The sequence below is a fragment of the Streptomyces sp. NPDC050263 genome, from assembly GCF_040655955.1.
Taxonomy (GTDB): domain Bacteria; phylum Actinomycetota; class Actinomycetes; order Streptomycetales; family Streptomycetaceae; genus Streptomyces.
On record NZ_JBFAKW010000001.1, the window covers coordinates 175,505 to 196,986 of the forward strand.

Annotated in this window: 18 protein-coding genes; 8 read left to right on the top strand and 10 right to left on the bottom strand. The window is 67.5% G+C overall.

Annotation, left to right across the window (positions count from 1 at the left end):
• Positions 1 to 30 precede the first annotated feature (30 nt).
• Entirely contained in the window at positions 31 to 2,430 is a 2,400-nt protein-coding gene (locus AB0J04_RS00825; RefSeq protein WP_363166193.1) for a DUF6049 family protein, read from the bottom strand.
• 185 nt (positions 2,431 to 2,615) lie between these two features.
• Between AB0J04_RS00825 and AB0J04_RS00830 the strand changes: the two genes are divergently transcribed.
• Complete coding sequence (locus AB0J04_RS00830; protein WP_363166194.1) at positions 2,616 to 4,058, top strand: CCA tRNA nucleotidyltransferase; 1,443 nt, start codon at positions 2,616 to 2,618, stop codon at positions 4,056 to 4,058.
• 111 nt (positions 4,059 to 4,169) lie between these two features.
• Here the strand turns inward: AB0J04_RS00830 and AB0J04_RS00835 are convergent, their stop codons facing one another.
• From AB0J04_RS00835 to AB0J04_RS00850, 4 genes are all read right to left on the bottom strand, one after another.
• Positions 4,170 to 4,667, bottom strand: a complete 498-nt coding sequence (locus AB0J04_RS00835) for a hypothetical protein (RefSeq protein WP_363166195.1) — start codon at positions 4,665 to 4,667, stop codon at positions 4,170 to 4,172.
• 110 nt (positions 4,668 to 4,777) lie between these two features.
• Complete coding sequence (locus AB0J04_RS00840) at positions 4,778 to 6,052, bottom strand: MFS transporter (protein ID WP_363166196.1); 1,275 nt, start codon at positions 6,050 to 6,052, stop codon at positions 4,778 to 4,780.
• 128 nt (positions 6,053 to 6,180) lie between these two features.
• A complete protein-coding gene (locus AB0J04_RS00845) occupies positions 6,181 to 7,263 on the bottom strand; it encodes an inositol-3-phosphate synthase (protein ID WP_363166197.1) in 1,083 nt (360 codons plus the stop codon).
• Between the two features lie 44 nt (positions 7,264 to 7,307).
• Positions 7,308 to 7,991, bottom strand: coding sequence for a helix-turn-helix transcriptional regulator (locus AB0J04_RS00850; RefSeq protein ID WP_363166198.1), 684 nt, complete (start codon positions 7,989 to 7,991; stop codon positions 7,308 to 7,310).
• A 352-nt stretch (positions 7,992 to 8,343) separates the two neighbouring features.
• Between AB0J04_RS00850 and AB0J04_RS00855 the strand changes: the two genes are divergently transcribed.
• Positions 8,344 to 10,995, top strand: a complete 2,652-nt coding sequence (locus tag AB0J04_RS00855; protein ID WP_363166199.1) for a transglycosylase domain-containing protein — start codon at positions 8,344 to 8,346, stop codon at positions 10,993 to 10,995.
• 131 nt (positions 10,996 to 11,126) lie between these two features.
• A complete protein-coding gene (locus tag AB0J04_RS00860) occupies positions 11,127 to 12,626 on the top strand; it encodes a glycosyltransferase 87 family protein (RefSeq protein ID WP_363166200.1) in 1,500 nt (499 codons plus the stop codon).
• A gap of 116 nt (positions 12,627 to 12,742) precedes the next feature.
• Here AB0J04_RS00860 and AB0J04_RS00865 read toward each other — a convergent pair whose 3' ends face one another.
• The 3 genes from AB0J04_RS00865 to AB0J04_RS00875 all read right to left on the bottom strand — a co-directional run bounded on the left by AB0J04_RS00865 (position 12,743) and on the right by AB0J04_RS00875 (position 15,505).
• Positions 12,743 to 13,774, bottom strand: a complete 1,032-nt coding sequence (locus tag AB0J04_RS00865; protein ID WP_351907615.1) for an alanine racemase — start codon at positions 13,772 to 13,774, stop codon at positions 12,743 to 12,745.
• Between the two features lie 84 nt (positions 13,775 to 13,858).
• Positions 13,859 to 14,980, bottom strand: coding sequence for a peptidoglycan bridge formation glycyltransferase FemX (gene femX / locus AB0J04_RS00870; RefSeq protein ID WP_351907617.1), 1,122 nt, complete (start codon positions 14,978 to 14,980; stop codon positions 13,859 to 13,861).
• Between the two features lie 213 nt (positions 14,981 to 15,193).
• Positions 15,194 to 15,505: a hypothetical protein gene (locus AB0J04_RS00875; protein WP_363166201.1), complete on the bottom strand. Its 312-nt coding sequence runs from the start codon at positions 15,503 to 15,505 to the stop codon at positions 15,194 to 15,196.
• 286 nt (positions 15,506 to 15,791) lie between these two features.
• Here AB0J04_RS00875 and rpsF point away from each other — a divergent pair, with 286 nt between their 5' ends.
• The 4 genes from rpsF to rplI all read left to right on the top strand — a co-directional run bounded on the left by rpsF (position 15,792) and on the right by rplI (position 17,553).
• Positions 15,792 to 16,082: a 30S ribosomal protein S6 gene (rpsF, locus tag AB0J04_RS00880; RefSeq protein ID WP_073787253.1), complete on the top strand. Its 291-nt coding sequence runs from the start codon at positions 15,792 to 15,794 to the stop codon at positions 16,080 to 16,082.
• A 76-nt stretch (positions 16,083 to 16,158) separates the two neighbouring features.
• The gene (locus AB0J04_RS00885; protein WP_363166202.1) at positions 16,159 to 16,770 is read left to right on the top strand and encodes a single-stranded DNA-binding protein; all 612 of its coding nucleotides are present in this window, start codon (positions 16,159 to 16,161) and stop codon (positions 16,768 to 16,770) included.
• Between the two features lie 81 nt (positions 16,771 to 16,851).
• Positions 16,852 to 17,088 (top strand): 30S ribosomal protein S18, encoded by a 237-nt coding sequence (rpsR, locus tag AB0J04_RS00890; protein WP_020130672.1) that lies wholly within the window; start codon positions 16,852 to 16,854, stop codon positions 17,086 to 17,088.
• Positions 17,089 to 17,106: 18 nt separating this feature from the next.
• Positions 17,107 to 17,553, top strand: a complete 447-nt coding sequence (gene rplI / locus AB0J04_RS00895; protein WP_351907623.1) for a 50S ribosomal protein L9 — start codon at positions 17,107 to 17,109, stop codon at positions 17,551 to 17,553.
• Between the two features lie 155 nt (positions 17,554 to 17,708).
• On the opposite strand, the gene AB0J04_RS00900 is transcribed toward rplI, so the two are convergent.
• On the bottom strand, positions 17,709 to 19,046 hold the full coding sequence (locus AB0J04_RS00900) for an MATE family efflux transporter (protein WP_363166203.1): 1,338 nt from the start codon (positions 19,044 to 19,046) through the stop codon (positions 17,709 to 17,711).
• A gap of 459 nt (positions 19,047 to 19,505) precedes the next feature.
• On the opposite strand from AB0J04_RS00900, the gene dnaB reads away from it, so the two are divergent.
• Entirely contained in the window at positions 19,506 to 20,984 is a 1,479-nt protein-coding gene (gene dnaB, locus AB0J04_RS00905; protein ID WP_363166204.1) for a replicative DNA helicase, read from the top strand.
• Between the two features lie 233 nt (positions 20,985 to 21,217).
• Here dnaB and AB0J04_RS00910 read toward each other — a convergent pair.
• On the bottom strand, positions 21,218 to 21,482 hold a 265-nt coding region (locus tag AB0J04_RS00910; RefSeq protein ID WP_363166205.1), incomplete at its 5' end, for a transposase.

Consider the following 21,482-nt stretch of genomic DNA (forward strand, 5'->3'; position numbering starts at 1 on the left):
ATCGTCCCGGGCCCACCGGCCACGACATCCTCAACGGTCCACTCTCTCACCCGTGCCGGACGGGTCGGCGCTTTCCGCTGCGGTGTCCGCTGTCTCGTCACTCGGCTGCTCCGGGTCGTCTGCCCCGGCACCGGTGCCGGACTCTTCCTTGGGGCGGTCTTCGGGGCCCTCGGGGTTCTGCGAGGCGTCGGCGGGCTCGTCAGCCGCGTCGGGAGCGTCCTCGCCGTCCTCGCTGCGCTCCCGGGCCGCGGCACGCTTGCGCTGGGTGTACATCCGGAAGCCGGCCAGCACGAGCAGCAGGACGCCGCCGCCGATGACCAGCATCACGGTGGCCGTGATCTCGGTGACCTTCACGTCGAAGGTGACGGGCGCGCCGTACTTCTGGCCGTCCTCGGTGTACAGCTGGGCGATCACCGTCGTCTGGCCGTTGACCTTGGCGGACGTGGTGAACTTCACCGTCGTGGTGTGCCCGCCGGACACGGTGATCGGCTGTTCGGCGTAGGCCTCGCCGGAGATCTCGAGGCGGGTCGGGTTCGTCGAGGTGAGCCGCAGTACCAGGTGGTCGACGCCCTGCACCAGGTTGTTCTGCACGGTCACCGGGATCGTGGCGCTGCGCCCGGAGAGCTTGGTCTCCGACTTGTCGATCAGCTTGACCTGGCCGGTGAGCGTGTCGAGGTAGGCCTGCACCCCCTGGCGGAAGGTGCTCGCGGCCGTGCTCCGGCCCCGCCACGACGTGGACATCTCACGGTTTATGGCCCGACCGAAGGGGGTCACCACGCGGGCCTCGTTGGCGAGGACCACCTTGAAGTTGTCGAGCTTGTCCTGGGTGTCCGCGATCTGCTCGAATGCCGAGCGGGGCAGCTCCTGCTTGCGCAGCGAGGAGGGGTACGCCGACTTGGACGGCACCTTCGTGGTGGCGTCCGGGTCGGGCTTGGCCTCGGCGGTCGCCGCGAGCTGCTGGGACTGCGACCAGGTACCGCCCTGGAGCGTCGTGACGGCCTCCGCCAGCGACCGGGCCTGGCTCGCGGTCGGCATACGCTGCGGGGCGACGACGATGCTTCGCTGTTTGTCCGTCTGAAGGTTCAGCGACAGGCTCTGCGCGAGGAACTCCTGCACGGCGAGCGTGGACGCGGAGGCTTTCGTCAGGTCTCCGGAGAACGCCTTCGACAGCCGCGAGTCGGCGACCACCGCGGTGGTGCCGCCGCCGATGGGCCGGGCGGCGGAGGGGGTGTAGGTGAGGTCGCCGGTCTCGGTCAGGCTGTCGCTGCGCGCGATCACCTTGTCGGCGCCGGCGGAGGTGGCGACCTTGACGATCGAAGGGTCGACGGCGCCGTCCACCGGCCAGGCGAAGTCGGTGTTCGGCGTCACGTGGAGCACCGTCTCCACCGTGGTGGCAGCGACGTCGGTGGCCTCCTTGAGCTGGCTCAGCGAGCCGGTGACGCCGGTGCCGTTGTGGGCGAGGGAGGCCAGGTCGGGATCGGCGAAGGGCAGTGCGACGACCTCCTTGCCGAGCACCGCGTTTTGGAGGTCGTCGAGCCACTGCTTGGCGATCGCCTGGTGGGTGCCGGCCGTGGTGGTGTCGCCCTCGCCCCGGACCCGGTAGCTGCCGGTCATGGCGTCGACGGAGGCCAGCAGATCCGGGTCGATCACCCAGGTGACGTCGAGGCCCTTGCCCAGGGTCAGGAGCTGGTCCAGGCGGCCGCCCGGCGCGATCTCCTCGGCGAGGTCGTCGTTGAGGAAGACCGGCGTCTGCTGCTCGTTCGAACCGGTCTCCGCCGTCATGTGGACGGTGGACATCAGCGGCCACAGCACGGTCGTCCGGGTCCGGGTGTCCGCCTCGTCGGGCTGCCAGGGCAGGAAGGTGCGCTGGACGCCCAGCACCTGCTCCCACTGCTGGGAGGACGTCTCGCCCGAGAGAGAGACGCCGAGCGGGTAGACGCCGTCCTCGTCGAGGTCGAGCTTGTCGACCGGGACGGAGAGGGTGAAGTGCTCGGACACGCCGGGCGTGAGCTTGGCGAACTCGGCGACGTACTTGCCGCCCACTTCGGAGCCGTAGGTGGCAGGGAGGGCGTCCGAGCGCTTGGCGACACTGTCGATCGCCGAGCGGGTGGTGAGCGCGGCGCCCACGCTCAGGCCGACATGGGCGTCGGTGACCGTCTGCTTGCCGTTGTTGGTGACCGTGCCGGAGACGGTCACGGTGTCCCCCTCGATGGGTGCCCCAGGGCTGAGCGAGTCCACGGCGACGGCCACCGTGCCCGTGTCGGAGGCCGCCTTGGCGGAAGCTCGGCCGGCGGCCTGCGCGGGGGCGGCGGCGGGCAGCTGGAGGAGACCGGCCAGCAGGGGCGCCCCGGCGAGCAGTGCGCCGGTGCGCCGCAGCCACCGGCGGGCAGGTGAGGGACTCATCCCCGGAAAGTCTGCCGCCTCGGCCACGCGTTCGCCCGTCCCTCGTCGTCGTCAGTGGTCGTCGGAATGTGCGTCCACGCATGGTAACGATGCGCGCTGAGGGGAAGTGCCGCGGACTGCTTCACAAGATCGTGGAAGACGGTCGGGTAGTCCGCTATGTGCGCGTATAAAGAGGGGCGCCCGGCTCGCCGGGCCACGTACCCTCTTCTGTTGTGCCGAACGCCAACGAAGACAATCTCAGCGTCCTGAGCCAGGTGCAGCACCGCGCGGTGAGTGAACTGCTGCGGGTAGCGCCTGTCGCCGACGACCTCGCACGCCGCTTCCAGGAGGCCGGGTTCTCACTCGCCCTGGTCGGCGGCTCGGTCCGGGACGCGCTGCTCGGCCGGCTCGGCAACGACCTGGACTTCACCACGGACGCCCGACCCGAGGACGTCCTGAAGATCGTGCGGCCGTGGGCGGACGCCCTGTGGGAGGTAGGAATCGCCTTCGGTACCGTCGGGGCGCAGAAGGACGGCTACCAGATCGAGGTCACCACCTACCGGTCGGAGGCCTACGACCGCACCTCGCGCAAGCCTGAGGTGTCGTACGGCGACTCGATCGAGCAGGATCTCGTGCGGCGGGACTTCACCGTGAACGCCATGGCCGTGGCGCTTCCCGAGAAGGAGTTCATCGACCCCCACGGCGGCCTCGACGACCTCGCGGCGCGCGTGCTGCGCACCCCGGGGACACCGGAGGAGTCCTTCTCGGACGACCCGCTGCGCATGATGCGCGCCGCCCGCTTCGCCGCCCAGCTCGACTTCGAGGTCGCCCCCGAGGTCGTCGCGGCGATGAAGGACATGGCCGGCCGTATCGAGATCGTCTCGGCCGAGCGGGTACGGGACGAGCTGAACAAGCTGATCCTGTCCACGCACCCGCGCGAGGGCCTGTCGCTGCTGGTCGACACCGGCATCGCTGACCGGGTGCTGGCCGAGCTGCCCGCCCTGCGGCTGGAGAGTGACGAGCACCACCGGCACAAGGACGTCTACGAGCACACGCTGATCGTCCTCGAGCAGGCCATCGCCCTGGAGGAGGACGGCCCCGATCTCACCCTGCGGCTCGCCGCGCTGCTGCATGACATCGGCAAGCCGCGCACCCGTCGCTTCGAGAACGACGGCCGTGTCTCGTTCCACCACCACGAGGTGGTGGGCGCGAAGATGACGAAGAAGCGGATGACGGCTCTGAAGTACTCCAACGAGCTGGTGAAGGACGTCTCCCGTCTCGTCGAACTCCACCTGCGCTTCCACGGGTACGGCACAGGTGAGTGGACGGACTCCGCGGTGCGTCGCTATGTCCGTGACGCGGGACCGCTCCTCGAACGCCTCCACAAGCTGACCCGCTCGGACTGCACGACGCGGAACAAGCGTAAGGCGGTCGCGCTCTCGCGGGCGTACGACGGGCTGGAGGAGCGCATCTCCCAGCTGAAGGAGCAGGAGGAGCTGGACGCGATCCGTCCCGACCTCGACGGCAACCAGATCATGGAGATCCTGGGCGTCGGTCCCGGTCCTGCCATCGGTCTGGCGTACAAGCACCTGCTGGAACTGCGCCTGGAGAACGGGCCGATGGAGCACGACGCGGCGGTGGCGGCACTCAAGGAGTGGTGGGCGCAGCAGGACTGAGGCCGTGAAACGGGGTCATGTTTCACGTGAAACACGACCCCGCCGATGCGGCAGGCGGACATGCGAAGGGGCGGTGTTTCACGTGAAACACCGCCCCACTCCACAACTGCCTTACTTCGAGTAGTCCTTCAGGCAGAGCAGGAAGTTGCTGCCGTCACCGCTCTCGGTGTACGAGTACTGGAAGTCCTTGGCCTTTTCCTCGCACTTGCTGTCGGCCGTCAGCTGGCTGTACGTGCCCTCGATCTTCGCCAGCACGATGTACTGCGCCTGCGAGGAGTCGCACTTGACGACCTCGAGGTCGGGGTTGTTGTCGTCGCTGCTGCCGCGGTGCATGCAGTCGCCGACGGCCGCCGTGTTGGCGTCGTCCCGGCTCGATATGTAGGCGCCGATGGCCACGCTGATGACGGCGATCACGATGACGATGTTCTTGATCAGCTTGAAGCTGACCTTGCGCCGGGGCTGCTCCGGCGGCACCGCACCGTAGGGAGCGGCACCCGGCTGCGGGTAGCCGGCCTGCGGCGGGTACGGGGCCTGGCCCTCGGGCTGGCCGTAGGGCTGCTGGCCCTGCTGCGCAAACGGGTTCTGGCCCTGGGGCGGCGGAGTCGACACTTGGGTTCCCCCTAGGAACTTAGACGTGTGGCGCGAAATCAGTCGCGAAGTAAGACGCACGTAAGTTACCGGGCCCCACTGACAACCCAGTAGCTCAGGGGGAGTCTGTGTCATTGATGTGACACATACTGGCGCTCAAAGCGGAACATAGCGCCAGCAATCGCTCCGTATATAACGGCGACCGTGACCACCAACGCTGCCGAACGGCCGTCGGGCGGCAGCATCAGGGCGGCGACACCGGCGGCACCGACGAAGGCGACGTTGAACAGGACGTCGTAGAGAGAGAAGATCCGGCCGCGGAAGCCGTCCTCCACGGAGGACTGGACGATGGTGTCGGTGGCGATCTTCGCGCCCTGGGTGACGAGCCCCAGCACGAATGCGGCGACGAACGTCGTGACTTGGGTGAACGAGAGCATGAGGACGAGCTCCAGGACCGCGGCCGCCGCGGCGCAGACGACGATCCAGCGGACCGGGCCCAGTCGCCCCGCCGCCGACGGGGTCACCACCGCCGCGAGGAAGAAGCCGATGCCGGAGACGCCCACCGCCAGTCCCAGAAGGGCCAGTCCCTCGTCCGTGTCGGACGACCAGGCGTACCGGCACAGCATCAACGCCATGACGGTCAGGGCGCCGTAGCAGAACCGCATCAGCGCGATCGAGCCGAGTGCCCAGGCGGCCGCCCGGCGCCTCGGCTCGGCCAGATGACGTACGCCGGCCGAAAGGCCCTGTGCGGTGCCCCTGAGCGCGGCCGACAGCCGAAGCGGGACCAGGTCCCGGTCGGGCCCGAGCAGATCCGCGGCCATGGACAGGGAGACGAGCGCGGCGCACAGGTACAACACGGACCCCAGGAGCACCACCGCCGCGTCGGAGTCCACCACCAGTCGGACGGTGAACGCGAGACCGCCGCCCACGACGGCGGCCAGCGTCCCGGCGGTCGGAGAGAGGGAGTTGGCCATCACGAGGCGCTCACCGTCGACCACCCGCGGAAGAGCCGCCGACAGACCGGCGAGGACGAAGCGGTTGACCGCGGTGACGCACAGCGCGGAGGCGTAGAAGAGCCAGTCGGGGACCTGGCTGATCATCAGGACGGCCGTGGCCGAGGCCAGCAGGGCGCGCAGCAGGTTGCCGTAGAGGAAGACCTGTCGGCGGCGCCAGCGGTCCAGCAGGACGCCGGCGAAGGGGCCGACCAGCGAGTAGGGCAGCAGCAGGACCGCCATGGCGGAGGCGATCGCGGTGGCCGAGGCCTGGTTCTCCGGGGAGAACACGACATAGGCGGCGAGCGCGACCTGGTAGGCGCCGTCCGCGCACTGGGAGAGCAGCCGCACGGCGAGCAGGCGCCGGAAGTTCCCGAGGCGCAGCAGGACGCGCAGATCACGGACGACGGCCATGGTCACAGCCTCACACACGGGGAGGGTCCCCGGGTCAGGTGACCCGGGGACCCTTCTCAGCCCTGGCAGGAGCGAATTTTCAGCGCTGGCGGAACAGCGCCGGTGCTGCTACGAGCGTTGTGTCGGGTTCAGCGCTCGACGTCGCCGCGGATGAACTTCTCGACGTTCTCGCGGGCCTCGTCGTCGAAGTACTGGACCGGCGGGGACTTCATGAAGTAGCTCGACGCCGACAGGATCGGGCCGCCGATGCCGCGGTCCTGGGCGATCTTCGCGGCGCGCACGGCGTCGATGATGACGCCCGCGGAGTTCGGGGAGTCCCAGACCTCGAGCTTGTACTCCAGGCTCAGCGGGACGTCGCCGAAGGCGCGACCCTCGAGGCGGACGTAGGCCCACTTGCGGTCGTCGAGCCACTGCACGTAGTCCGACGGGCCGATGTGTACGTTCTTCGCGCCGAGCTCCCGGTCGGGGATCTGCGAGGTGACGGCCTGCGTCTTGGAGATCTTCTTGGACTCCAGGCGCTCGCGCTCGAGCATGTTCTTGAAGTCCATGTTGCCGCCGACGTTCAGCTGCATCGTGCGGTCCAGGACGACGCCGCGGTCCTCGAACAGCTTCGCCATGACGCGGTGCGTGATGGTGGCACCGACCTGGGACTTGATGTCGTCGCCGACGATCGGGACGCCCGCCTCGGTGAACTTGTCCGCCCACTCCTTGGTGCCGGCGATGAAGACCGGGAGAGCGTTGACGAAGGCGACCTTGGCGTCGATGGCGGCCTGGGCGTAGAACTTCGCCGCGGCCTCGGAACCGACGGGCAGGTAGCAGACGAGGACGTCGACCTGCTTGTCCTTGAGGATCTGGATGATGTCGACCGGGGCCTCGGCGGACTCCTCGATGGTCTCGCGGTAGTACTTGCCGAGGCCGTCGAGGGTGTGGCCGCGCTGGACGGTCACGCCCGTGTTCGGCACGTCGCAGATCTTGATGGTGTTGTTCTCGGACGCGCCGATGGCGTCCGAGAGGTCGAGGCCGACCTTCTTGGCGTCCACGTCGAACGCGGCGACGAACTCGATGTCGCGGACGTGGTAGTCGCCGAACTGCACGTGCATCAGGCCCGGGACCTTGGACGCCGGGTCGGCGTCCTTGTAGTACTCGACGCCCTGTACCAGCGATGCCGCGCAGTTGCCCACGCCGACGATGGCTACGCGAACCGAACCCATTCCGGTTGCTCCCTGTGTGTGCGAGTGAGGCCCTGGTTGGGCGCTCACGGGGTGGTTTCGTCGGGCAGATCCGTCCCGGGGTCGCCCCCGGGACGGGGCAGGCCGCCCGTCGATCCAGATGTGGTGTTCTGCTGAGCGGACTCCCCGGACGCGGAACCTGTCAGGTCCCGTCCGGCCCGCTCGCTCTCGATGAGCTCGTTCAGCCAGCGCACTTCGCGCTCCACGGACTCCATTCCGTGGCGCTGGAGCTCGAGCGTGTAGTCGTCGAGGCGCTCTCGGGTGCGAGCCAGGGAGGCGCGCATCTTCTCCAGACGCTCCTCCAGCCGGCTGCGGCGGCCCTCCAGTACGCGCATACGGACATCGCGTGACGTCTGCCCGAAGAAGGCGAAACGAGCGGCGAAGTGTTCGTCCTCGTACGCGTCGGGGCCCGTCTGCGAGAGCAGCTCCTCGAAGTGCTCCTTACCCTCGGCCGTCAACCGGTAGACGATCTTGGCGCGTCGCCCGGTGAGTGGAGCCGCGAGGGCGTCCTCGGGTGTGCTCCCCGGCTCTTCGATCAACCAGCCGTTGGCGACCAGCGTCTTGAGGCAGGGGTACAGCGTGCCGTAGCTGAACGCACGGAACACACCCAGTGACGTATTGAGTCGTTTGCGCAGCTCATAGCCGTGCATCGGGGACTCGCGGAGAAGACCCAGGACGGCGAACTCGAGGATCCCGGAACGCCGGCTCATCGTCGCCTCCCTCAGTCTTATGTCGCGCTGATGTATCGACTCGATACATCAAGACGATAGAACGGCCTTCCGGATGCGACAAGAGGGGGGACGGTGAACGGGATCACATCACCGATTCGTTGCAGGCGAGTTGCCTGATTTGAGGTGAACTTCGGGGCTAGGCAGGTTTTGACGGTGCGTAGTCTGTGCGCCATGCACACCACCGGGACCCATGAGACGCCGGGGGGCGTCGAGGTCCTCGGTGCAGTACGGATGAATGCGCGACCGACCGCATCCGTACTTCGGGGGGACAGGAAACCAGCCGCCCTTTCCAGGCGCGCACGGATGCGCCTGCCCGAGGAGTAATCGTTCGATGAGCGAGCACCGTCGCAAACCGCCGCAGCCGCAGGGAGGCGGACGTGCCGCGGCCCGACGCGGCCAGTCCGGTCCGTCTTCCGGCCGCCGCGCGGCACCGCGAGGCGCTACCGGATCTCCTGCCGACTACGGGTTGGGTCACGGGTCCGGAAGCGAGGAGCAGCCGCACAGCAGCCGCGCCGACGCCCGACGCGCGCCCCAGAGAAACTCGGGCGGGCGGCGCAGAGTGGCCGAGCCCACCGGCCCCGGACGGGGCAGAGGGCGCTCGGCGCCCGACCGGAAGCGTCTGATCGACTACCCGCGCGCCGGAAAGGACGGCTGGCAGCGCTGGATGCCGTCCTGGAAGCTCGTCACGGGCCTGTTCGTCGGCTTCGTCGGCAGCCTGGTGGCCGTGGCCGGCATCGGGTACGCCATGGTGGGTATTCCGGACGTCGCCAAGACGGCCACGGCCCAGAACAACGTCTACTACTGGAAGGACGGCAGCCAGATGGTTGCCACCGGTGGTGAGACGAACCGTCAGAACATCGACCTCTCGCAGATCCCCGAGGAGATGCGCTGGGCGGTGATCTCGCAGGAGAACAAGACCTTCTACGACGACAGCGGCATCGACCCCAAGGGCATCGCCCGAGCCGTGTTCAACATGGCCAGGGGCGGACAGACGCAGGGTGGATCGACGATCACCCAGCAGTACGTCAAGAACGCGATGCTGAACGACCAGAGTCAGACGATCTCCCGGAAGTTCAAGGAGATCTTCGTGTCGATAAAGGTGGGCGCCGAGGTCGACAAGGACCAGATCATGGCCGGCTACCTGAACTCCGCGTACTACGGGCGCAACGCCTACGGAATCCAGGCCGCCGCCCGCGCCTACTTCAACAAGGACGCGATCAAGCTCAACCCGGGCGAGTGCGCCTTCCTGGCCGCCATGCTGAAGGGCGCCACGTACTACGACCCCGCCGGTGCGACCTCGGTCGACCCGACCGGCGCCACGCCCCAGGCCAACAGCAAGCGGGCCCTGGTCCAGATGCAGGACACCCTGGACAAGATGGTCGAGTACGGGCACCTCGATGCCTCGGTGCGGGCCAAGTACACGACGCTCCCCAAGTGGCAGAACCCCCGGTCGAACACCGACCTGAAGGGTCAGGTCGGCTACCTCGTCGACCTCGCCAACGGCTACCTGGTCACCAACAGCAAGAAGACCGGGATCACCCAGGACCTGCTCCAGCAGGGCGGCTACTCGATCTACACGACCTTCGACAAGAACAAGGTCAAGGAGCTCGAGGATTCGGTCACGAAGGTCCAGAAGGCCAACATCAAGCCGGAGGAGCGGCCGGAGACCGACACGCACGTCCAGTTCGGCGGCGCGTCCGTGGAGCCGGAGACCGGTGCCATCCGGGCCGTGTACGGCGGCGAGGACGCCACCAAGCACTTCACCGACAACGCCGACCAGACCGGTGCCCAGGTCGGTTCGACCTTCAAGCCGTTCGTGCTGGCGGCCGCGATGACCTGGGGTGTGCGCGATCCTGAACTGGGGTCGTCGCAGGCGCAGGACGAACGCACGATCGTCTCGCCCAAGAGCCTGTTCAGCGGCAAGAACAAGCTCAAGATCCAGAACTACGACCAGACGGTCTGGAAGAACGAGAAGGGCGAGGAGTGGCTGCAGACCAACGACGGCGGCGTCTCCCTCGGCAGCCCTCCCGACTACAAGATCGACCTGCGTGAGGCGATGCGCGAGTCGGTGAACTCCGCATTCGTGCAGCTCGGCATGGACGTCGGTCTGGACAAGGTCAAGGAAGCCGCAGTCAGTGCGGGCCTGAAGGAGTCCAGCCTCACCAACAGTGGATTCCCGTCGTTCTCGATCGGTATCTCGGACCCGAGCGCGATCCGGATGGCGGGCGCGTACGCGACCTTCGCCTCCAGCGGCAAGCAGCGCGACCCGTACTCCGTGGAGAAGGTCACGAGCGAGAAGGGCCAGATCTTCACGCACGAGACCGAGTCGGAGCAGGCGTTCACCGCCAAGGTCGCCGACAACGTGACGGACGTCCTGAAGACCGTGGTCGAGAAGGGCACCGGTACCAACGCCCAGCTGACGGGCCGCGAGGTCGCGGGCAAGACCGGTACCACCGACGGCAACAAGTCGGCCTGGTTCGTGGGCTACACCCCGCAGCTGTCGACCGCGGTCACCATGTTCCGCTACGACGACGATGAGTCGAACAAGAACCGTACGTTCCTGGAGATGTTCGGAACGGGTGGCCAGAAGAAGATCCACGGCGCCTCGTTCCCGGCGCAGATCTGGCACGACTACATGGAAGAGGCGCTGAAGGGCACGCCGGCGAAGGACTTCCCGGAGCCCGAGCCGATCGGCAAGATCGTCAACGCGGAACCCTCTCCGTCGCCGTCTCCCTCGGTGACCGAGACCGAGGAGGCGCAGCCGTCGCCGTCCCCGTCTCCGAGCCGGTCGGAGGTCCAGCCTTCGCCTTCGGCGTCCGCGACGTGCACCACCTTCTTCGGCTGTGACGAGGACAGCCAGGGGACGACCAACGGAAACTCGGGAGGCAACAGCGGGGAGACAAGCGCCTCGCCGACTGCCACGGAGACAGAAGGCAACAGCAGAGGCAATACCAGCAACGGCTTCTTCGGAGGCGGCGGCTAGTCGCGCACCCGCCCAGCTTGGGTGTTTCACGTGAAACATGTGCATGTTTCACGTGAAACGAGGGCCGCTCCACCGAACCAGGTGGGGCGGTCCTCGGCGTTTTCCTAGGTCCGTACGGCAGGATGTCGCCCATGCCCAGTGCAGAATCGACGCCGGCGCGCGTGCACGAGCCGGATCAGGTAAAGCCCACCAGTGACGACCCGGTGGCCGCGGCCGGCAGTGAGCTGATCGGCGGTCCCCTCGGCCGACGGGCCCTGGTGGGGACTTCCTGGTGGACTCCCGTACGGATCGTCGCGCTCGTGGCGATCGGGATGTTCGCCCTAGGGCTGATCCAGAAGGCGCCCTGCTACAACGGGGGCTGGTTCTTCGGCGCCACCTCCCAGTACACGCACGCCTGCTACTCCGACATTCCGCACCTCTATCAGGGGCGCGGTTTCGCCGACGGGCTCGTGCCTTACTTCGACAAGCTCCCCGGTGACATGGACTACCTCGAGTACCCGGTGCTGACCGGCGTGTTCATGGAGGTGGCCAACTGGCTGACGCCGGGCAGCGGCAGCATCCAGGACCAGGAACAGTGGTACTGGATGGTCAACGCAGGGATGCTGATGGCCTGCGCGGCCGTCATCGCCGTCTGCGTGGCCCGGACGCACGCCCGGCGTCCCTGGGACGGCCTGCTGGTCGCCCTGGCGCCCGCCTTCGCGCTGACGGCGACCATCAACTGGGACCTGCTGGCGGTCGCTCTGACGGCCGCGGCGATGCTCATGTGGTCGCGGGGCCGGTCCCTTGCCTTCGGTGTCCTGCTGGGGCTTGCAACGGCCGCCAAGCTCTATCCCGTCTTCCTGCTCGGCCCCCTGTTCGTGCTGTGCTGGCGCGCGGGGAAGTGGCGGGACTTCGGCAAGGCGCTGGCGGGTGCGGCTGTCGCCTGGCTGGTGGTGAACCTGCCGGTGATGCTCTTCGCCTTCGAAGGGTGGTCGAAGTTCTACCGGTTCAGTCAGGAGCGGGGCGTCGACTTCGGCTCCTTCTGGCTGATCCTGGCCCAGAACTCCAGCGATCCGCTCACCACCGACAGCGTCAACACCCTCGCCACGCTTCTCGTCGTGCTGTGCGCGGTGGGTATCGCGGCGCTGGCACTGACCGCGCCCCGGCGTCCCCGCTTCGCCCAGCTGGCCTTCCTGATCGTGGCGGCCTTCATCCTCACCAACAAGGTCTACTCGCCGCAGTACGTCCTGTGGCTGGTGCCCCTGGCGGTGCTGGCCCGGCCGAAGTGGCGGGACTTCCTGATCTGGCAGGCGTGCGAGGTCGTCTACTTCCTGGGTATCTGGATGTACCTCGCGTACACGATGAGCGGAGACGCCCACAAGGGCCTGCCGACCGACGGCTACCACTGGGCCATCGGCGTGCACCTGCTGGGGACGCTCTACCTGTGCGGCGTGGTCGTGCGGGACATCCTGATGCCGGAGCGGGACGTGGTGCGGCAGGCAGGGGACGACGATCCCTCGGGCGGGGTGCTCGACGGGGCGGAGGACGTCTTCGTCCTCGGCACCGCGGCGCATCCGCCCCGGCACGCCTCCCACTTCGACGGGCCGCAGGTGGACTGGGGCAAGGCGGACGCAGCCGACAGTTCGCCGTGAGCGAACATCCAGCCGGCTAGTCAGCCAGCCAGCCAGTAGAAGAGGCCGTACACGGAATCCGGGTACGGCCTCTTCTACTGGCTGGCTGCCCTGCTGCCCCTGCTGTCCTCTGGGGCTCAGCGGTCCACGAGTCGGTCGAACTGGGTGGTGGTGTGCCGCAGATGGGCCACCAGCTCGTCGCCGACGTGCGGCTCCGGCGCGTCCGAGGGCACGAACAGGATGGACACCTGCATGTGCGGCGGCTCGGCGAACCAGCGCTGCTTGCCGCCCCAGACGAACGGCGAGAGGTTCCGGTTCACGGTGGCGAGGCCGGCCCGGGCGACGCCCTTGGCGCGCGGCATGACGCCGTGGAGGGCCTTGGGGGCCTCCAGACCCACCCCGTGCGACGTACCGCCCGCCACGACCACCAGGAAGCCGTCGGAGGCCGCCTTCTGCTGCCGGTAGCCGAAGCGGTCGCCCTTGGCGACCCGGGTGACGTCCAGGACCGCGCCGCGGTACTCGGTGGCGTCGTGGTCCCCCAGCCACAGCCGCGTGCCGATCCGGGCCCGGAACCGGGTCTGCGGGAACTGCTGCTGCAACCGGGCCAGTTCGTCGGCCTTGAGGTGGCTGACGAACATCGTGTGCAGCGGCAGCCGAGCCGCGCGCAGCCGGTCCATCCAGCCGATGACCTCCTCGACGGCGTCGGAGCCGTCGGTGCGGTCCAGCGGCAGGTGGATCGCGAAACCCTCGAGCCGGACGTTCTCGATGGCGGCGTGCAGCTGTGCCAGGTCCTGCTCGCTGATGCCGTGCCGCTTCATCGAGGACATCACCTCGATGACCACACGGGCCCCCACGAGGCCGTACACGCCGTCGATCGAGGACACCGAGCGCACGACCCGGTCCGGCAGCGGGACGGGCTCCTCGCCGCGCCGGTACGGCGTCAGCACCAGCAGGTCACCGCCGAAGAAGTCCTTGATGCGCGCGGCCTCGTACGTCGTTCCGACGGCGAGGATGTCCGAGCCCAGCCGGGTGGCCTCCTCCGCCAGCCGCTCGTGCCCGAAGCCGTAGCCGTTGCCCTTGCAGACCGGGACGAGTCCCGGGAACTGCTCCTGCACGTGCTTGTGATGCGCCCGCCAGCGCGCGGTGTCGACGTAGAGGGTGAGCGCCATGGCCGGACCTGGGACCTTTCTGGTGGCTGCGGTGTGGGGAAACGCGTCAGAGGTGTCAGAGGTATGGAATCACTGGACGTGACGTCAGCGGCGCGACATGTAGATGTCGAGGGCCTTGTGGAGCAGCTTGTTCAGCGGGAAGTCCCACTCGCCGAGGTACTCCGCGGCCTGACCGCCGGTGCCGACCTTGAACTGGATCAGGCCGAAGAGGTGGTCGGTCTCGTCCAGCGAGTCGGAGATGCCGCGCAGGTCGTAGACGGTGGCGCCGAGGGCGTAGGCGTCGCGCAGCATGCGCCACTGCATCGCGTTCGAGGGACGGAACTCACGGCCGATGTTGTCGGAGGCGCCGTAGGAGTACCAGACGTGCCCGCCGACGATCAGCATCGTCGCCGCCGACAGGTTCACACCGTTGTGGCGGGCGAAGTACAGCCGCATACGGTTCGGGTCCTCGGTGTTGAGGGCCGTCCACATGCGCTGGAAGTACGACAGGGGGCGGGGGCGGAAGTGGTCGCGCACGGCCGTGATCTCGTACAGCCGCTGCCATTCCTCGAGGTCGTGGTAGCCGCCCTGGACGACCTCGACGCCCGCCTTCTCGGCCTTCTTGATGTTGCGGCGCCACAGCTGGTTGAAGTTCTTGTGGACCTCTTCAAGGGAGCGGTTCGCCAGCGGCACCTGGTAGACGTAGCGCGGCTGGACGTCGCCGAAGCCGGCACCGCCGTCCTCGCCCTGCTGCCAGCCCATGCGGCGCAGCTTGTCGGCGACCTCGAAGGCGCGCGGTTCGATGAAGTCGGCCTCGATGTCGCGCAGGCGCTTCACGTCCGGGTTCTGGATGCCCGCCTTGATGGAGGTGGCCTCCCAGCGGCGGATGATCACCGGCGGGCCCATCTTCACCGAGAACGCGCCCTGCTGCTTGAGGTGCGCGAGCATCGGTTCCAGCCACTCGGTCAGATTTGGCGCGTACCAGTTGATGACCGGGCCCTCGGGCAGATAGGCCAGATAACGCTTGATCTTGGGCAGTTGGCGGTAGAGGACGAGGCCTGCGCCGACCAGTTCACCGGTTCGCCCGTCGAACCAGCCGAGGCTCTCCGATCGCCACTCGGCCTTGACATCGGCCCAGGCCGGAACCTGCATGTGGCTCGCCGACGGCAGGCTCTGGATGTATGCCAGATGCTGCTCTCGGCTGATCGTCCTCAGGGTCAGGCTCATTCGGGGCGCTCCTCGGGCTGGTGTGGCCCCATGGGTACGGGGGCTCCGGCTCTCGCGCCGAAGCCTACTGCGCCTTGCGAGCGCCCTGACTGGGCGTATGGAACCTGCGCCCCGGCCCGCGTGCGGCCGGGGCGTTCCGTCATGGTTCGTAGGTGTCCTACGCGTCCTGAGGTGAGGTTGGGGTCCGGGATGCCGGGACCGGCACCGGTTCGGTCACCAGACTCCGCCGAAGAGACCGCCGTGCGCCATCCCGATGAAGAAGCCCACGGCCGCGGTGCCGAGACCCAGGATCAGGCCGAAGCGCTCACGGGTGGTCTCGGAGATCCACTGCCCGTACGCGCCGGTCAGGATTCCCACCAGACCGGTCCAGGAGCTCAGCAGATGCAGGCTGTGGAAGAACGACGTGATGAAGGCCGTCAGGCCGAGCACCAGAGTCACGGCGAGCAGAGTGTCCTGGAGCGGATGGGATTTGCCGTCGGTGGCGAAGAGAGATCCGGCGGTGTTGGGTCGCAATACCTGTGCCATGTGGCACCTCCTGCGGAAGCGGCGCATCGTAGCGCCATACACACCCGACGTGTACAGATTGACGGTCAACCACGCCGGATTTCAACCGGAAGCGGGTGTGCAGGTAGTCTGTACCGTCTGCACCGGTGTCTGCCCAGCCAGAGCCAGGGTGTCCGCCCAGCTCAGACCGGGGATGTCGCTCGCCGGCCCCCGATTGTCAGTGGCGGCCGATACCGTTGCGTACGCATCACAACCCTCCTGCCACGGATCGACCGTGGCCGCTGAGTCCAAAGGAGGTGGGTTCCACATGCGTCACTACGAAGTGATGGTCATCCTCGACCCCGATCTCGAGGAGCGCGCTGTCTCCCCGCTGATCGAGAACTTCCTTTCCGTCGTCCGTGAGGGCAACGGAAAGGTCGAGAAGGTCGACACCTGGGGCCGTCGTCGTCTCTCGTACGAGATCAAGAAGAAGCCCGAGGGCATCTACTCGGTCATCGATCTGCAGGCTGAGCCCGCGATCGTCAAGGAGCTCGACCGCCAGATGAACCTGAACGAGTCGGTCCTCCGGACCAAGGTCCTCCGCCCCGAGACCCACTGAGCTCACGCTCAGCTGATCTCGGGATTTCGAGTAGCAGCACAAGCAGCCAGCAGCAAACCCGCCGAGAGGTTCCCCCATGGCAGGCGAGACCGTCATCACGGTCGTCGGCAATCTTGTCGACGACCCCGAGCTGCGCTTCACCCCCTCCGGTGCGGCGGTCGCGAAGTTCCGTGTCGCGTCCACTCCCCGCACCTTCGACCGCCAGACGAACGAGTGGAAGGACGGCGAAAGCCTGTTCCTGACCTGCTCGGTCTGGCGTCAGGCGGCGGAGAACGTCGCGGAGTCGCTCCAGCGAGGCATGCGCGTCATCGTGCAGGGCCGACTGAAGCAGCGGTCCTACGAGGACCGTGAGGGCGTCAAGCGCACGGTCTACGAGCTGGACGTCGAGGAAGTCGGCGCCAGCCTGCGCAGTGCCACGGCAAAGGTCACCAAGGCTTCCGGCCGCGGTGGCCAGGGCGGCCAGGGTGGTTACGGCGGCGGTGGCGGTGGCGGCCAGGGTGGCGGCGGCTGGGGCGGAAGCTCCGGCGGCGGCCAGCAGGGCGGCGGCAGCGCTCCCGCTGAGGACCCGTGGGCTACCGGCGCTCCCGCCGGCGGCGCCCAGGGCGGCGGCAGCGGCGGTGGCGGCTGGGGCGGAAGCTCCGGCGGCGGCCAGCAGAGCGGCGGCTACTCGGACGAACCCCCCTTCTAGCCCGTCGGGCCCGGTTGTCCGGGCCTGCTCGGGTCGAGGGTGGGTCGTATCCCAACTTCTTGATCACACAGGAGAAACACCATGGCGAAGCCGCCTGTGCGCAAGCCTAAGAAGAAGGTCTGCGCATTCTGCAAGGACAAGGTCACGTACGTGGACTACAAGGACACGAACATGCTGCGGAAGTTCATTTCCGACCGCGGCAAGATCCGTGCCCGTCGCGTGACCGGCAATTGCACGCAGCACCAGCGTGACGTCGCCACGGCCGTCAAGAACAGCCGTGAGATGGCGCTGCTGCCGTACACCGCCCAGGCGCGATAAGGGAAGGGTGACCGAAAAATGAAGATCATCCTCACCCACGAGGTCTCTGGCCTCGGTGCCGCCGGCGACGTCGTCGACGTCAAGGACGGTTACGCTCGCAACTACCTGATCCCGCGGAACTTCGCGATCCGCTGGACCAAGGGTGGCGAGAAGGACGTCGAGCAGATCCGTCGTGCTCGCAAGATCCACGAGATCCAGACCATCGAGCAGGCCAACGCTGTGAAGGCCCAGCTCGAGGGCGTGAAGGTCCGTCTGGCCGTCCGCTCCGGCGACGCCGGTCGTCTCTTCGGTTCCGTCACCCCGGCCGACATCGCTTCGGCGATCAAGGCTTCCGGTGGCCCCGAGGTCGACAAGCGCCGCATCGAGCTCGGCTCGCCGATCAAGACCCTGGGCGCCCACCAGACGTCCGTGCGTCTGCACCCCGAGGTTGCCGCCAAGGTCAACATCGAGGTCATCGCGGCCTGATCGCTGCGTTCGGCTTGTAGTGCCGAGAAGGGGCCGTACCCGCTGGGTGCGGCCCCTTCCGCTTGCTTGTTTCACGTGAAACGCCCGCTTCACGCGAGGGCTGGTCGTGCTCTCTACCTTCCGTTTCGCGTGAACGCCGGTTTCACGTGAAACAGTCAGCGGGTCGCGCCGGTGATGAGCCAGCGGCCGGAGCGGGCGCGAAGCCAGAGCGTCAGCATCCGGACGGCCATCATCAGTGTCATCGCTCCCCATACGGCGGTGAGACCGCCACCAAGAACCGGCACCAACAGGGCCACCGGGGCGAAGACGGCCAGCGTGAGCACCATCGCCCAGGCGAGATAGGGGCCGTCTCCCGCACCCATCAGCACACCGTCCAGCACGAAGACGATGCCGCAGACGGGCTGGGAGAGTGCCACCACGAGAAGAGCCGGCAGCGCGACGTCCTTCACCGCAGGGTCGCTGGTGAACAGCGGCAGGAACAGCGGCCGGGCGATCACGACGAGCAGGCCGAGGGCGATACCCACGGCGATGCCCCACTCGACCATGCGGCGGCAGACGTCACGGGCGCCCTGAGCGTCGTCGGCGCCGAGACAGCGTCCGATGATGGCCTGTCCGGCTATGGCTATGGCATCGAGGGCGAAGGCGAGCAGGCTCCACAGGCCCAGAGCGATCTGGTGTGCTGCGATGTCGTCGTCCCCGAGACGGGCGGCCACAGCGGTGGCGATCATCAGAATCGCCCGCAGCGAGAGCGTGCGGACCAGCAGGGGCACCCCGGCCTGTGCGGAGGCCCTGATCCCGGCGGCGTCGGGCCGCAGAGACGCGCCGTGGCGACGGGCTCCCCGGACCACTACCGCGAGGTAGGCCATGGCCATGCCGCACTGGGCGATGACCGTGCCCCAGGCGGATCCGGCGATGCCGAGGTCCGCGCCGTAGACGAGGCCGACGTTCAGGGCGCCGTTGGCGACGAAGCCCCCGACGGCGACGTAGAGCGGTGTCCTCGTGTCCTGGAGTCCCCGCAGGACGCCGGTCGCGGCCAGAACGACGAGCATGGCCGGGATGCCGAGTGCTGAGATGCGTAGATAGGTGGTCGCGTACGGAGCTGCGGTGTCCGAGGCACCGAACACGTCGACGAGTGTCGGGGCGGTGGGCAGGACGGTCACGATCACGACGACGCCGAGCAGCAGGGCCAGCCAGATGCCGTCCATGCCCTGGCGGATGGCGGCCGGAAGGTCACCGGAGCCCACGCGGCGCGCGACGGCGGCGGTGGTGGCGTAGGCAAGGAAGACGAAGACGCTGACGGCTGTCATCAGAAGCGCGGAGGCGACTCCGAGCCCGGCGAGTTGGGCGGTGCCCAGATGGCCCACGATCGCACTGTCGGCCATGACGAAGAGCGGCTCGGCGACGAGTGCGCCGAAGGCCGGAACAGCGAGTGCGACGATCTCCCGATCGTGCTGTCGCCGGATGGCCCTGGGGGGCGCGGGAGCCTGTGTCATGGCCACCAATCTAATCGTCCACAGGTAAGAGATGCAATTGACTATTGACCCTTACCTGCTGTTGCGTTGCGCATCGTCTCGCGTGTCGTTCGAAGGGATCTTGGCCCGACCGGGAAACTTTTTCTTCTGCACAGCCGGTGGATGGAGAACGTGCAGGTCAGAGGCGGTTGAAAAGAAAAGGCGAGGGCTTGTTCACAGTGCTGTCCACCGGGTCATGCACAGGTTTTGCGGAGTTCTCCACAGCATCGGGGCCGTCGTCCACATGGCCTGTGGATAACCAGATTGGCTGAAGGTGCCCGCGGGCCTACGGTGGTCCGGCGCCCACTGCGTTCGCCGGCCGATGAAACCCTCACAATACCGACGCGCCACAAGCGGAGTTGGGGCTCTCGATTGTCAGTGCTGTGCCGTAGAACTTAAGGCACGGCGAGGTCCGCTCGGCGGACGGGAGGAGGCTGCTCGGTGAGCATTTCCGAGCCCTTGGACGACCCGTGGGCCGAGAGCGGACCCAGCGATCGTCTGCCCGCTTCCCGCCGCCGCGGCGACGGCGGCCGCGGCCGTGACGAACAGCACGATCGCGGCCGGGAAGGCGGCGAGTGGGAGGGCGGTGGCACTGCTTTCGAGCGGGTACCGCCGCAGGACCTCGACGCGGAGCAGTCCGTCCTCGGCGGCATGCTCCTGTCCAAGGACGCCATCGCCGACGTCGTCGAAGTACTCAAGGGCCACGACTTCTACAAGCCCGCGCACGAGACGATCTACCAGGCGATCCTCGACGTCTACGCCAAGGGCGAACCGGCCGACCCGATCACGATCGCGGCCGAACTCACCAAGCGCGGCGAGATCAACAAGGTCGGCGGCGCGGCGTATCTGCACACGCTCGTCCAGACGGTGCCCACCGCCGCCAACGCCGAGTACTACGCGGAGATCGTCCACGAGCGCGCCGTGCTGCGCCGCCTGGTCGAGGCCGGCACCCGGATCACGCAGATGGGATACGCGGCCGACGACGACGTCGACGAGATCGTCAACCGAGCCCAGGCGGAGATCTACGCGGTCACCGAGCAGCGCACCAGCGAGGACTACCTCCCGCTCGGCGACATCATGGAGGGCGCGCTCGACGAGATCGAGGCGATCGGCTCGCGCAGCGGCGAAATGACGGGTGTGCCCACCGGCTTCACGGACCTGGACTCGCTCACCAACGGTCTGCACCCGGGCCAGATGATCGTCATCGCCGCCCGTCCCGCCATGGGCAAGTCGACGCTCGCGCTGGACTTCGCGCGCGCTGCGTCGATCAAGCACAACCTGCCGAGCGTCATCTTCTCCCTGGAAATGGGACGCAACGAGATCGCGATGCGCCTCCTTTCCGCAGAGGCCCGGGTCGCCCTGCACCACATGCGGTCCGGCACCATGACGGACGAGGACTGGACGCGCCTGGCTCGCCGGATGCCGGAAGTGTCCTCCGCGCCGCTCTACATCGACGACTCCCCGAACCTGTCGATGATGGAGATCCGCGCGAAGTGCCGTCGGCTGAAGCAGCGCAACGACATCAAGCTCGTGATCATCGACTACCTCCAGCTGATGCAGGCCGGCGGTTCCAAACGCTCCGAGAGCCGTCAGCAGGAGGTCTCGGACATGTCCCGAAACCTCAAGCTGCTGGCCAAGGAGCTGGAAGTCCCGGTGATCGCGCTCTCGCAGCTCAACCGTGGTCCTGAGCAGCGCACGGACAAGAAACCGATGGTGTCCGACCTGCGTGAGTCCGGCTCCATCGAGCAGGACGCCGACATGGTGATCCTGCTGCACCGTGAGGACGCGTACGAGAAGGAGTCCCCGCGCGCAGGCGAGGCGGACATCATCGTGGGCAAGCACCGTAACGGCCCGACGGCCACCATCACCGTTGCCTTCCAGGGCCACTACTCACGCTTCGTGGACATGGCACAGACCTGATCCCGCGCTTGTGTAGGGTCCCGATTCCGGTGAGAAATTCCATGTCCGCATGACAATTGTCCGCCAGTTTTGTCAGTGAGCGTGGACAAAGCCAGTATCCGGCTTCGCTCGTTGTGGTGGCTTGACCGAGTGTTCGAATCCCGCTGACAGGCCTTGTGCGACCGTGAGTTGAGGGTGCCGGGCAGCTGCGCGTCCGGGTCTGTCAAACGAGCGGTGTAACCAGAGTGTTGGGGCTACTGACGGGCTGCTGAGAGTCGGCCGTCGAAGGTGATGTCGAAGGCGTTCAGGGCGGTCTTCCAGCGCATGGTCCAGCGGGCCTGGCCCTTGCCGGTGGGGTCCAGCGACATGATGGCCATGTAGACGCATTTCAAAGCTGCGGTCTCGTTCGGGAAGTGACCGCGGTCCTTGACTGCTCGCCGAATCCTGGCGTTCACCGACTCGATGGCGTTCGTGGTGCAGACGATGCGGCGGATCTCGGTATCAAACCGGAGGAACGGC

Coding starts and splice junctions, on each gene's coding strand:
- AB0J04_RS00840 (WP_363166196.1), bottom strand. CDS start 6,052: ATGGCCGTCGTCCGTGATCTGCGCGTCCTGCTGCGCCTCGGGAACTTC.
- AB0J04_RS00845 (WP_363166197.1), bottom strand. CDS start 7,263: ATGGGTTCGGTTCGCGTAGCCATCGTCGGCGTGGGCAACTGCGCGGCA.
- AB0J04_RS00850 (WP_363166198.1), bottom strand. CDS start 7,991: ATGAGCCGGCGTTCCGGGATCCTCGAGTTCGCCGTCCTGGGTCTTCTC.
- AB0J04_RS00855 (WP_363166199.1), top strand. CDS start 8,344: ATGAGCGAGCACCGTCGCAAACCGCCGCAGCCGCAGGGAGGCGGACGT.
- AB0J04_RS00860 (WP_363166200.1), top strand. CDS start 11,127: ATGCCCAGTGCAGAATCGACGCCGGCGCGCGTGCACGAGCCGGATCAG.
- AB0J04_RS00865 (WP_351907615.1), bottom strand. CDS start 13,774: ATGGCGCTCACCCTCTACGTCGACACCGCGCGCTGGCGGGCGCATCAC.
- femX (WP_351907617.1), bottom strand. CDS start 14,980: ATGAGCCTGACCCTGAGGACGATCAGCCGAGAGCAGCATCTGGCATAC.
- AB0J04_RS00875 (WP_363166201.1), bottom strand. CDS start 15,505: ATGGCACAGGTATTGCGACCCAACACCGCCGGATCTCTCTTCGCCACC.
- rpsF (WP_073787253.1), top strand. CDS start 15,792: ATGCGTCACTACGAAGTGATGGTCATCCTCGACCCCGATCTCGAGGAG.
- AB0J04_RS00885 (WP_363166202.1), top strand. CDS start 16,159: ATGGCAGGCGAGACCGTCATCACGGTCGTCGGCAATCTTGTCGACGAC.
- rpsR (WP_020130672.1), top strand. CDS start 16,852: ATGGCGAAGCCGCCTGTGCGCAAGCCTAAGAAGAAGGTCTGCGCATTC.
- rplI (WP_351907623.1), top strand. CDS start 17,107: ATGAAGATCATCCTCACCCACGAGGTCTCTGGCCTCGGTGCCGCCGGC.
- AB0J04_RS00900 (WP_363166203.1), bottom strand. CDS start 19,046: ATGACACAGGCTCCCGCGCCCCCCAGGGCCATCCGGCGACAGCACGAT.